This is a genomic window from Hymenobacter endophyticus, from assembly GCF_032464715.1.
In the GTDB taxonomy this organism is placed as follows: Bacteria; Bacteroidota; Bacteroidia; order Cytophagales; family Hymenobacteraceae; genus Hymenobacter; species Hymenobacter endophyticus.
The window spans coordinates 240,274-251,949 of sequence record NZ_JAWDJT010000005.1 but is presented as its reverse complement, the minus strand read 5'-3'; the positions used below and the strand labels follow the sequence as shown (position 1 = coordinate 251,949).

The window sequence follows — 11,676 nt, the reverse complement described above, 5'->3', positions numbered from 1 at the left end:
CAAGCAGTTTCGCCGCGTGGCCACGCGCTATGACAAGTTGGATGCCCATTTTCTGGCCTTTGTTCATCTTGCCGCAACCGTACTCTGGCTGCGTGACTGTTAACACTTCCTAGTTCCCCTCCTTGGAAAGGAGGGGTTAGGGGTGGTTGACTTTACGTCAGAACGATGGTTAGAGCTACCTCCAGTACCGTTCAACGAATATCACCCCCCCCTAACCCCTCCTTTCCGAGGAGGGGAACTGGCTTTTAGCTTTTTAGTTACTCAAACCGGATGGCGGCTTTCTGCTCAATCTGCCAGGCTCCGGCCACTTTGCGCAGTACGCCCTCTTCCTCCGTCACGATGCGCGTAACTGGGCCGGCGGGCTGCTGGTATTTGCAGGCCTCGCGCAGGGAATATTGGGCGCTCTGAATGGCGTAGGCGTGCACCGCCTGGTTGGAGGTTACGCTGAACGTGGCCAAATCGGGCCATTGCGGGTCCAGATGAATTTCGTAAATGCTGTCGTGTTGGGGCTCGTCCGAAAAGTCGTACTCATTAAAAGTACCGTTCACGGGCACCTTCACGTAGCGCGTGCGGGGCTGGTCGGCAGCCGGAACGGCGGGCGTTGCGGGTAACTGCACGGGCGGCACCAGGCTTGCAAACTCGTCGTGCGCAGCGGGAGCAGGCGTACTGGCAACCGGCGTTTCCGTTGGCTGAAGCGGAGCCGGCGCAACTGGTGCGGGTGAAGCTACCGGAGCCGGAGTTGGTGCAGCCGGTACCGGAGTTGGCGCAACGGGTTGCGGTGCGGGTGGTGGGGTTGGCCTAGCCGCAGCTACTGGTGCCGCAGCCGGAGCGGCTTTCTGCTGGGGCTGGCGTTTCTGTAGCTCCTGTTCTACCCGCTGCTGAATTAGCTGTTCCAGCTCGCGCAATTGGGTTGGGGAGAAACGGTCGGCCGTTTTGCCACCGCTGCTGCCGGGGCTGGTTTGCAGCGCCGCAATATCGTCGCGGCGCTTGTCGATGCGGGCGTTGATTTCTTTCCAGGATGCGCCAATGCTGCGCTTCAGCAGCGCGTATAGCACCAAGCTCAGCAGCGCCAAAATCAGGGCCAGCGGCCCAAAAAACTTATTCATCAGGCTCTCCCCTGCCCCGGTGCTAGCGGCGGCAACGGGCGAAGCAACGCCAGCCTCGTCCAAACCCGCGTCGCCGGGGGCAGCTGCTGTGGCTTCGTCGGTGGTGGCAGTGGTGTCTACGGTTTCGGTTTCGGCGGCGGCTTCGGCAGCGGGCAGGTCGCCGATGGGCGTGCCTTGGTCGAGGTAGTTTTTCAGGGCCGTTTCCAGCTTCGTCACGCCGGCCAGCCGGGCCGTGTTGCCTTTTCGGGACGGGGAAGTGCGCAGCCGGTTGATGATTTCGCGCACCAACGTTTGCAGCCGCGAATTATCGGAACCTAACCCCTGGTACATCACGCCCTTCACTTCCAACGGCTGGTACAGCGCCGAATACACCCGCTGGTTATCCGACTTAATACTGCCCTCCAGCACCTTCAACGACCCACCGCACTGCAGCTGGCTTTTCAGTTCCGGATGGCCGGTATCCTCGTACACGAACTTGGCCGTAGCGCACCAGATCTGCACCTTCCGCTCTTCCAGTGTGGGCTGGCCAAGGGGCGTTTGGGCATGGCCGCCCGCCGCGAGCAGCAGCAGGCCAGAAAGTAAAAAAGCAGCGCGACGGGAAAGGGTCATAGGGTGTTGGGGTAGCAGGTTGAGCCAGACGAAACTAGAGCTAAAAATTAAAAGCTAGTTCCCCTCCTTGGAAAGGAGGGGCTAGGGGTGGTTGATCGTGCGCTGGAACGGTTTTTAGAATTAGATCTAGTCATCGTTCTTACATCCATCAACCACCCCTAACCCCTCCTTTCCAAGGAGGGGAACTATTTTTTAGTCTTTAAGGAGTGTTGTGCATCATTATTTCTCGGAAAAAGCCGCTTCAATGGCAGCCAGTACGCTTTCCGGATGGCTCCAGAAGTTCTTGTTTTCAAACCGCAGCACGCGCAAGCCTTGGGCCTCCAGGTACTGCGTACGATGTATGTCCCGCGCATTGCCCACTACATCATAATGCCTGGCCCCATCCAACTCTACCACCAGCTTCTCAGCGGGGCAATAGAAATCCACGATGTATGGCCCAACACTGTGCTGTCGCCGAAACTTACGCCCGGCCAGCTGGCTACGCTGCAAGTAACTCCACAACGAAGCCTCCGCCGAAGTCAGGCTGTTGCGCAATTCCCGGCGCTGCTGCTTTTGCGGGGTGAGGTTGTGCCGACGTTCTGCATGCTCAGCCATTGTGACCAAGATTAGAAACTAGCTCGCCTCACTGGAAAGGAGGAGTTGGGGGTGGTTAATTCGTTGAACGAGTACTTGAGCTAAAAGCTAGCGGGTCGTTCAACGAATCAACCACCCCTAGCCCCTCCTTTCCAAGGAAGGGAACTAGTTTTTAGCTCTTAGTTCTGGTTTCGTTCATGCTTACGCCTGCAGCTCGCGGCTCAGGTTGTACAATGCCTGTTTTAGCGGCAGGAAGAACAGGGTTTCGGGCAGGGTTTCGTCGGAGGAGAGCTGGCGCTGGAACTGGTGCAGGCCCAGGCTCAGGCTGTCCTCGATTTCGCGGAGCAGGATGTCCTTCACACGCTGACGGTCCACGTCTACGCCTACTTCGCGCAGGTAGGGGGCTACTTCGTCGCCTTCCAGCACCAAAGTGAGGTAGTTGCGCACGTTGTCCAGCACCGTATTTTTCAGCTCGGCATCCACCTGGTTCAGTTTCAGGCGCTGCTGGTTGAGCTCGGTGCCTTCCACGGCGCCGCTGTACTTCACGGGCTTGATGTTGTCGTAGTCGGTGGTGGTTTTCTCCTCGAACAGCACGCCGCCGTTGGTGGTGGCTTCCTTGGGGTTGTCGGCCAGGATAACGCGGAAGTTGTGCGGCGGCTCCACACCCGTTACGGCTTGGAAGATGGCCTTCGTAATCTTCTCGATAGCCACCAATGAGCTACCGCCAGCCAGCAGACGCAGGTAGAGGCTGCCCTTGCCGGAGAAGCACAGGTAGCGCGGCGTTTTCAGGCCGAGGTGCTTGGTGAGCTGGGCCGTGTGGTAGATGATGCTGGTGTAGTGCAGGTAGAACAGCACCCGCAGCTGCCGGCCCTTGCCGAGGCCCAGGGCCTGGGTGAAGCGCAGGGCATCATCGTACTTAAACAGCAGGCTGGTCACGTCGGCAGAACCGAAATCGGTGTTGCTGAGCGCAGCGCGCAGGTAGCCTTTGTACTCCTGGTTTTGCTCGGAGTCGGGCAGGCTTTCCACGTGGCCCACGCCGAGGCGCAGCAGGCCGTTCTGCTTGGGCGCACCCTGCACGCGGGCGTAGCCGTCGCCCCACAGGTCGTCGCCGGCAAAGCGGAACGAGGTGCTGTAGGCCGGTTTCTGATCGGCGAAGAGCAGCAAATCGGTGGTACCGCCGCCGATGTCGATGTTCACCACGTTTTCGTCGCGGTTGGGCACTACCTGGTTGGTGGCGGTAAGGTAGTAATACGGCGCCACCGACTCGGTGAGGCAGATGGTAGCACGGCGAGTCTTGAACACCTGCTGGAACGACTCGTCCCAGACCTGCTGGAACTGGTTACGCAGGAACCCATCAAAGCTCAGCGGCGCAAACCACACCACGCGGGTGTCTTCCAGAATGCCGCCGTGCAACGCCGCTTTGTGGCGGAGTAGCAGCAGAATTTCCTTGAAGAAGGCCTCAATGCGTGACACGCCCTGTGGGTCCAGCTCCGCCGACCACTTCAGGTTGGTGATGAAGCGGTTCTGGGGCAGCTCCGACGCGTTTTCGGTATTAATGCTGAAGCCGATGTTGATATTGCTGAGCACCTTAGCGGGCTCATTGGCAAACGATGTCGTTTCGCAAACGGCTGTTCGGATCGGGAATTCATACACCGAACCACCTTCGCCCACGAACGAGGGCACAAACTCGCGGTTCTGCAGCGTAGCAATGTAGGTCCAGATTTGGCCGGCACCGGTGCGGTAGCGTTGCGCGGCCGAAAGGCCTGCATCGGCTACCGGTGCATGCAGCCATTCCACTTGCACATCAGCCTCTCCAATGGTGAGAGGGCGCGGGTGAGCCGTGGGTGAATCGGCGTAGGCAATGTGGGTGTTGGTAGTACCGAAGTCCACCGCGAAGGTGAAGCGGCGGGTGCCCCGGTCCAGCTCACGCCAGCGCGGCACGAACAGGCCACGGGCCGGCTCCGCGCCAATAGTGGCGGGCGGACAGGTCAGTTCGGCCAGGTCAAAATGGGTGCCGGTGACTTCGTAGTAGGTGCTGCCGGCGGTGGCCATGCTCTTCTGAGTGCGCTCGTAGCGGGTGGCGCGGCGGGCGGCACCCTGCTCCGTGATTCGCTCCCCGTTCACGAAGAACGTGAGGTCGTAGCGACGGTTGAGCATAGTGGGCGCGTTGTCGGCGTCCACCAGCATCACCTTGTAGAGGTCGTTGTACTCGGGCTGGTAGCGCACCTTGTAGAACGGGAACACGCCCACGCCCACGGCGGCCTTCACAATGCGGCCCTTCTCCAGAATCTCGCGGCCCTGGGCATCCTTCGGGTTCTGCGGATTGGTGTAGTAGCTGCGCTCAAACGTGATAAAGCGGCCCGCCTGCACCGGCACCCGCAGCTGCACGCGCACGTGGCTCAGGTCAATAGTGAAGGTGAGCAGCTCGGCCAGCTCGTTCTCGGTGAAATACTCGAAAAACGCCTGTTTCAGCGGCAGCAGATACGGGAAACGCGCGCGGCCCTGACCATCGGCACCATACTGAAACGTGACTTTTCCGGTGTGGAAACGCTGAGTATTCAACTCGTAGGGTAGCTCCACCAGCGAGTCTTCCAGCAAGTCGCCTACCGTGAGGTAGGGGTACTTGAAGCCTTTGCCAGGCAGCACGCGGCTTTCCAGCGCCACTTCGTCGTAGTAGGGCACCGGCGTACGGTCGTCCCAGGGCTGGCCGTTGAGGTAGTTGGCGCCGGGCATGGTCAGGTTGGGGCGCAGCACCAAAGGGCGCGGCCGGCCCGTTGTCGATTCGCGGGTGGGCTGGATGAACAGGTCGGAGCTGGTCACGGCCGACTGGTCGGCGCGGCCGGGCAGCGGCACGCCTTTCACGCTCACGAGGTTGCCCTGCACGTCGGCCAGGGCTGGGTAGCGAGTGGCAAACTGTTGGGCACTCCGGTCGCCCTGCATCTGAAGCTGGTTGATTTTCGAGCGGTCGAGGCCGGCGTACACGCTGCCGGCAAACTCGCGGCGCTGTAGCTGCGGATAGGCCAGAAACAGCTCATACACGAACTCCCGGAACTGTGGGTCCCGGTCTTCAAGCAGCACGGTTTGCTTGTCGAAATAATGGCCGCGGGCCTGGGGCCGCTCCAGGTCCAGCGGCGTCACGGCGGGGCCGGTGAACAGGATGGTCAGCGGCGAGGTGCCGCCCAGCAGGCGCGTGCCCCCCGCTAATTCCGGCGACTCATAGTACACTAGGTACATGTCGGTGAAGTCCCGGAACCGCTCGTCCTGCATGTACAGCTGCAGGGTTTCGCCCAGCAGGCGCGTGCCCTCGTCCTGCCGCATCCGGCGGATTTCGGCCTCGGCATTCCAGCGGCGCAGCGTGATTTTACGGCCGGCCTGGGTGTAGAGGTGGTAGTTGTAGAGCAGCTCCAGCAAATCCCAGAAGTGCGTGGTCAGCTCGTGGTACACCGAGCCGGGGTTGCGCTGCCCCTCCCGAGCCAGGAAATCAAAAGCCGTTTCAAACAGGTGCATCCGCGCAAACGGCGTCGGGATGCTCACGGCCAGGTTGCGCGACTTACCGCCCGCCGGATCCGTGACGGTGTTGATTTCGGTGCTGGTGACGGGGGCGGTTTTCTGCCAGCCCTGCACCTGCTGGGAGCCGTTGTTGTGTAAGCGAAGGACTTTGGCCATTGGTTGCCTCACCCCCCGGCCCCCTCTCCTTCAGAGAGGGAGTGCGTTCTGGAGGATTTTTCTTTGTGTTTCTGACTAATTGATACCGGAGAATACGCGCCGCCGTGGCTCCCCCTCTCTGAAGGAGAGGGGGCCGGGGGGTGAGGCAGCTACACCACTTTCACCTTCTCCTCAAATGCCTTGTCGGTCACGTCGTAGAACAGCTCCAGCAGCTTGCGGAAGCTGTCGGGTTCCTGGATGGACTTCTCGGTTTTGTTGAGGTTGTCGAGCAGGTAGTTGTGGCTGAGGCCCTTATTGAAGAAGTCGTTCCACTTCTTTTCCACCGGCTTGCCCAGAATCATGGCGTTGAAGTCGTCGGTCTGCAGGTCGAAGGGGCGGAAGGCGCGGCGGTTCTGGGCCAGCTCCTGTAGCCACTGATCCACGCCCATGTCCTGGCTGTGCAGGAAGGTGTTCAGCTCCCGGAAGATGGGCTCGTTGCGCATGGCGTAGTCCAGCTTCAGGTTGTCGGCGTAGGGCGCTTTGTCGGTGGGCAGGTGCTGCTTGTGGTAGCGCGTGAAGTACAGGAACTGCGTGAGCTGCTTGGCAATGATTTCGCGCGACTCGTCGGGCAGGTGGCTGAACTGGATTTCCGGCGCGTCCGTCTGCAGGCCGTACTCGTGGAAGTGTGGGCCGCCGGTGCGCAGCTCGGCGGGCGAGTAGCGCATGAAGTCCACGATGCTCAGAGCCGCCAGCAGCTCAATTACGTGGGCCTTGTTTTTCTGCTGGGTGCCACCGGGCTGATTTTCGTAGGGCGTGTCGGGCGTGTCGGCGAGGTAGTACAGCGCGTCGAGGCCCTGGAGGTTGTGCTCGTAGTAGCTGAGCGCCGCCTTGGTCTTTGTGAGGAAGTTGTTGGAGTCGATGACGGCGTTGTCCTCGCTCTGCAGGGCGAAGTAGGGCATCACCGTCACGGCGCCGGTGGGCGCGTCGCGCAGGTAGCGGGCGTTGCTGAGGCGCGTGTTGGTGTCCTTCAGGTTCTTGAGCATCAGCGGGAAGCCCGCCGCACCCGTGCCACCGAAGATGCTTGACACAAAAAACACCCGGTCGCCATCCTGGAAGTTGTCGGCGAAAAACCGCATTTCGGGGCTCTCCACCAGCTTATTCAGCACAATGCTACCCACGTTCGGGGAGCCGCGAAAACCAATGGTCAGCGGGCTTTCCAGGTTATCCTGAGTGAAGAGCAAATCCACCAGGCCCTTGGAGTCAACCGACAGACCATCGTAGCTCAGGTATTGCCGAAAGCTCTGGTTGATGCCGCCGAAGTCGAAGATGAAAGTGTCCTTCACCGAGCCGTTCACGTCCTGCGAAATGCCGCTCAGCGTGCTGATATCGGTTTTGAAGAAGCCTTCTTCGCGGGGGCCGAGGCGCTTGTAGATCTGCTGGTAGCTCTGCAGCAGCTGCACCGTGCGGTTCATGTCCCCGTTGTGGGCGTCGGGGTCGATGATGATGGGCACTACCCGGTCGCAGTTGGGCAGCTCCACCCCCGCGGCCAGCAGCATCGTGAGCGAGCGAATCACGCGGGAGCCCGTGCCGCCAATACCGAATAAAAAGAGTTTAGCCATGAGTTGCTGATGTTGAACGAAACTCCCCTCCTTGGAAAGGAGGGGACGCGGCGGCTTTAACCGACGCTGGGGTGGTTGATTCGTTGCTGATGTTGTTTATCAAAACAACCCAAACGTCATCGTCCAACGATTATCAACCACCCCTAGCCCCTCCTTTCTAAGGAGGGGAACTAGCTTCTAGCTCTAAAACGGTGTCGTGCTGGCGTTGGTGGAGGCGCGCTTGAACAGCAGCGAAAAGGTGAAGAACCATGCTAGGCCTAGAATAGCGTTCCAAGTGGCCAGCCAGTAGATGTAGCTGTGGTCGGTGACCTGCTGGGCGTTGGTTTGCCAGATGGTGACGACAAACGCAATCAGCGCATTCAGCACCAGAAAAATGCTCCAGTGGCGGCCCTTGTTGAAGGTAGCTACGCCCATGGCCCGGTTGATGAGTAGATAGAAAACCAGCGCCAGCCCGGCGGAAACACCCAGGTTCAGCAGCCCGAGGTTGGGGAAAATAACGTCGCGGTATACGGGCGTATCCGCTGGGGGCTGAGGGTTGCCAATGAGTTCGTAGAGGAAGCGGAAGAATGCTTTCATGGAAAGAGGTGAGGCCGGGCTCCGGGCCGGCAACCCGTGGAACGATGGGAAGGAAACGAAATTGTGAGACCGGACATCAGCCGCTCCTCGCTATCAAGGAACGAAAACCGTTCCAAATCGGTGAACAAGTCAGCCAACACAGGCCACACGCGGCTCGGCCGTAGCCCTATTCGGCTGGCTGTAAGGTGAGTGGCAACTCAAAAATCGGGCGCGTGGCCTCGGCTGGCTCCAGGCTGTCAAGCAGGGAACTGAGGGCAAAGGTTTTGGGCGCGGGCGTACCATCGTTGCGGGTGGTCCACTGGGCCACCCAGGCGGGGCGCTGATCCTGGAGGCGTAGCACCAGCGGGCGGGCCGCTTTGGGCTGGCGCGTCAGGCGCACTTTGGCGAAGTGCGTGAACTTGCTCTGGGGGCCACTGCTGGCTTTGGTTTGGTCGGTAGCGGCGGTTACTTCCAGCAACTTGGCGTCGGTATCTACGCCTTCCAGCTTCAGATTCTGCCGCAGGTACGCCACGTCCTTATACTGGCCGGGCAGTTGTCCCAGGTTCAGGCCCACCACAAACTCTACGGGTTGCTGGGCCGAAGCTTCCGACACAGCTACCACGCGGTAGGAGCCGGCGGCCCGCTTGCTCGCCCCGGCATCACCGTAGTACCACGCGCCTTTGTTCTGATATTTATCGAGCACGGAATAGGCCGGGCGCGGGTACGTAACGCCGAAATGGGCCTGTTTAGCGGGTTGTTGCTCCAGCAGGGCGGCATCGAAGCGGCGCACGGCATCGGCGGGACCCAGCACCCAGATATAGTAGGGTATTTCGGTGTCGCAGCAGTTGGTTTTCTTGCCGGCCGCTTTCAGGGCCGGGTAGTACGTGCCCCTGAAATCCGAGAGGTAGCCGTACACCGACACGGCCAAGTCGGGCTGCGCGCCGTTGCGCTGCAGCGCGTCCGTAATGTCGGTTTTGATGTAGGGAATGGCCCCGGCGTTTTTCGGGGAGTAGATGAAGTCCGAAATCAGCACACTCACCGAGCCGGGCTGGTAATAGCGCGTCATCAGCGTATCGAGCACGGCGGGCAGCTCGGTGCTTTTGGCCGGCTGCTGAATGCCGCTGCGCACGGTACCGGAAATACCCGAATACGTGTCCTTGTACGGCTTTTCCTTGATGCGAAAGAACGTCTTCTGGCGGGCGGCCGGGGTACGGTTTATTTCCGAAAGCAGCTGCGCTACGTGCTGCTGAAACTTGGTGTTCTCGCCGCTAGCTCCGGTTTTGGGCATGAAGCCTTCCATCGAGCCCGACACTTCCAGAAACACATTCACGGCCTGCAGGGGCTGAGCCGCCGCGCCATTCGTTACGTCGGCTGCCTCCTCCGGGGCTTCCACGCCGGGCGCTTCCGTGGGCCGTACACTGGCCGGCATTTCAGCTTTGGGTTTTTCAGCAGCAGCGGCTCCGTCCTCCGATTTCATATCGGAGCGGGAGTAACAGCCGGACAGTAGCAGCATCAGGCCCAGGGCGGGCAGCAGGCGGGGGAAGGAGGTCGGGTAGCGCATCGGGCTAAAGTAACGACAATCTGCCCGCAGCGGATACATAAACGGTGAAGTTGTGAAATGGTGAAGTTGTGAAATGTTCTGACCACACCAGTAGACAGAACATTTCACAACTTCACCATTTCACAACTTCACCATCCCTTAGCTGTAGTCGATTTCCGTGTTGTCGCCGATGTTGAGGCTGTGGCGGGTGCCTTTGAACAGGGCGTCGGAGCCGACGATGCAGTCGTGCATCACGGCGGAGCGCAACTCGCTGTAAGAGCCGATAATGGACTCGCTCAGGATGGTGTTCTTGACGATGGTCCGGTCGCCGATGGCCACGTTGGGGCCGATGATGGAGCCGCTGATCTGGCAGTCGTGGCCGATGCTGACGGGCGGGATGATGATGGTATCGGGAAATTCGGGGAACTCGCGGCGCTTCAGAAACTCGGGGCGGTTGAGCAGGCGGGCGTTGGCTTCCAGCAGGCTTTCCTTGCGGCCGCAGTCAAACCAGTTATCCACGGGCGTAGTCACCATTTCAGCCCCATCCTGAATCATCAACATAAGCGCATCCGTCAGCTGAAACTCGCCGTGGGTACGCTGGTCCTGGTCGATAATGCGCTCCAGAGCTGAAGCCAGCCAATCAGGGTTGGCCAGCTTATAAAGGCCCACCAAGGCATAATTCGACTTGGGAATGCGCGGCTTCTCCACCACTTTGGTTACGCGGCCACCGGCACCGGTTTCTACCAGACCAAACAACGAAGGGGTTTTTACCTCCTTCACGGCCAGCACGTTACCGGGCGTAGCCATCATGGCGGGCAGGTCTACATCCACAATGGTATCCCCGAGCAAAATCAGGATACCATCCTGCTCATGGCGAAACTGCTCCCGGGCCAGCCATAGGGCGTGGGCAATACCCTCGCGGGGCTCCTGTACAACAAAGGTGCTGCGCAGCTGCGGGTACTGCTTGCGCACGTAGCTCTCCACTTTCTCCCCCAGATAGCCGATGATAAAGACGAACTCCTGCACCCCGGCGTCCATCAGCCGGTCGATGATATGACCCAGGATGGTGTTGCCGGCCACGGGCACCAGCGTTTTGGGCTGGGTGTGCGTATGGGGGCGCAGGCGGGAGCCGATACCGGCTACGGGAATAACTGCTTTCATGAGGGGAGAAAAATCGGGAAGCACCGAAGCGCAAAATACACAAACCAGCCGGAGCAACCGTACACACAACCGCTGTGGCCTGAATTCGTACTTTGCAGCACGCTGGTTCAGCCGTGTGCTCCCGTTACGGGCGCACCGCGCCGATATGCAACAGCCACAAAGGCTACTTGGTTGGCCCACCGTCTTCTTTGCTTCTCTCTTCCATTTTTTTCACTCTCCCTCACTTTTATGAAACGCTTTCTGCTCTATTTCGCCGGCCTAGTGCTGCTGCTTACTCAGTCGTCCTGCGGGTACAACTCCATGGTTTCCAAAGACCAGGCCGTGAAAGCTCAGGTGGGCAACGTGCAAAGTGCCTACCAGCGCCGCTCCGACCTGATTCCGAACCTGGTAAACACGGTAAAAGGGGCCGCCAACTTTGAAAAGTCTACCCTGACGGAAGTAATTGAGGCCCGCGCCAAAGCCACCAGCGTGCAACTGAACGCCAACGACCTGACGCCCGAAAACCTGAAGCAGTTTCAGGAGGCTCAGTCGCAGGTAAGTGCGGGTTTGGGCCGTCTGTTGGCCGTATCAGAAAACTACCCGGAGCTAAAGGCTAACGCCAACTTCCAGGAGCTGCAGGCTCAGATTGAAGGCACCGAAAACCGCATCAACGTGGAGCGCAACAAGCTGAACGTAGTAACCAACGACTACAACGGCTACATCAAGAGCTTCCCCAACAACCTGTTTGCCGGCATGTTCGGCTTCAAGGAGAAGCCTTACTTTGAGGCCGACGCCGCCGCGCAGAAAGCCCCGACTGTTCAATTTTAATTCGAGTTACCAGTTGCCCGTTGTCCGTTGCCAGGTTGTACAAACTCCCTACTCGGCAACT

Annotated in this window: 8 protein-coding genes and 1 pseudogene; 2 read left to right on the top strand and 7 right to left on the bottom strand. The window is 59.8% G+C overall.

The window, feature by feature from the left end; genetic code table 11:
• Positions 1 to 103: pseudogene (locus ROI90_RS10425) on the top strand (IS5/IS1182 family transposase); the annotation flags it as partial.
• A 154-nt stretch (positions 104 to 257) separates the two neighbouring features.
• On the opposite strand, the gene ROI90_RS10420 reads toward ROI90_RS10425, so the two are convergent.
• From ROI90_RS10420 to ROI90_RS10390, 7 genes are all read right to left on the bottom strand, one after another.
• Positions 258 to 1,715 carry a hypothetical protein gene (locus tag ROI90_RS10420; RefSeq protein WP_315998285.1) on the bottom strand — a complete coding sequence of 486 codons (1,458 nt, stop codon included), beginning with the start codon at positions 1,713 to 1,715 and terminating at the stop codon, positions 258 to 260.
• Between the two features lie 219 nt (positions 1,716 to 1,934).
• Positions 1,935 to 2,309, bottom strand: coding sequence for an endonuclease domain-containing protein (locus tag ROI90_RS10415; protein ID WP_315998284.1), 375 nt, complete (start codon positions 2,307 to 2,309; stop codon positions 1,935 to 1,937).
• 180 nt (positions 2,310 to 2,489) lie between these two features.
• Entirely contained in the window at positions 2,490 to 5,954 is a 3,465-nt protein-coding gene (locus ROI90_RS10410) for a hypothetical protein (RefSeq protein ID WP_315998283.1), read from the bottom strand.
• Between the two features lie 149 nt (positions 5,955 to 6,103).
• Positions 6,104 to 7,552, bottom strand: a complete 1,449-nt coding sequence (locus ROI90_RS10405) for a hypothetical protein (RefSeq protein WP_315998282.1) — start codon at positions 7,550 to 7,552, stop codon at positions 6,104 to 6,106.
• Between the two features lie 183 nt (positions 7,553 to 7,735).
• A complete protein-coding gene (locus ROI90_RS10400; RefSeq protein ID WP_315998281.1) occupies positions 7,736 to 8,128 on the bottom strand; it encodes a hypothetical protein in 393 nt (130 codons plus the stop codon).
• Positions 8,129 to 8,294: 166 nt separating this feature from the next.
• On the bottom strand, positions 8,295 to 9,668 hold the full coding sequence (locus ROI90_RS10395) for a hypothetical protein (RefSeq protein WP_315998280.1): 1,374 nt from the start codon (positions 9,666 to 9,668) through the stop codon (positions 8,295 to 8,297).
• Positions 9,669 to 9,806: 138 nt separating this feature from the next.
• Positions 9,807 to 10,808: a sugar phosphate nucleotidyltransferase gene (locus ROI90_RS10390; protein ID WP_315998279.1), complete on the bottom strand. Its 1,002-nt coding sequence runs from the start codon at positions 10,806 to 10,808 to the stop codon at positions 9,807 to 9,809.
• A 228-nt stretch (positions 10,809 to 11,036) separates the two neighbouring features.
• Here ROI90_RS10390 and ROI90_RS10385 point away from each other — a divergent pair, with 228 nt between their 5' ends.
• Positions 11,037 to 11,615, top strand: a complete 579-nt coding sequence (locus tag ROI90_RS10385; protein ID WP_315998278.1) for a LemA family protein — start codon at positions 11,037 to 11,039, stop codon at positions 11,613 to 11,615.
• Positions 11,616 to 11,676 lie beyond the last annotated feature (61 nt).

What these genes read in the sequence shown, in the direction of transcription:
- ROI90_RS10420 (WP_315998285.1), bottom strand. Translation starts at nt 1,715, where the DNA reads ATGACCCTTTCCCGTCGCGCTGCTTTTTTACTTTCTGGCCTGCTGCTG.
- ROI90_RS10415 (WP_315998284.1), bottom strand. Translation starts at nt 2,309, where the DNA reads ATGGCTGAGCATGCAGAACGTCGGCACAACCTCACCCCGCAAAAGCAG.
- ROI90_RS10410 (WP_315998283.1), bottom strand. Translation starts at nt 5,954, where the DNA reads ATGGCCAAAGTCCTTCGCTTACACAACAACGGCTCCCAGCAGGTGCAG.
- ROI90_RS10405 (WP_315998282.1), bottom strand. Translation starts at nt 7,552, where the DNA reads ATGGCTAAACTCTTTTTATTCGGTATTGGCGGCACGGGCTCCCGCGTG.
- ROI90_RS10400 (WP_315998281.1), bottom strand. Translation starts at nt 8,128, where the DNA reads ATGAAAGCATTCTTCCGCTTCCTCTACGAACTCATTGGCAACCCTCAG.
- ROI90_RS10395 (WP_315998280.1), bottom strand. Translation starts at nt 9,668, where the DNA reads ATGCGCTACCCGACCTCCTTCCCCCGCCTGCTGCCCGCCCTGGGCCTG.
- ROI90_RS10390 (WP_315998279.1), bottom strand. Translation starts at nt 10,808, where the DNA reads ATGAAAGCAGTTATTCCCGTAGCCGGTATCGGCTCCCGCCTGCGCCCC.
- ROI90_RS10385 (WP_315998278.1), top strand. Translation starts at nt 11,037, where the DNA reads ATGAAACGCTTTCTGCTCTATTTCGCCGGCCTAGTGCTGCTGCTTACT.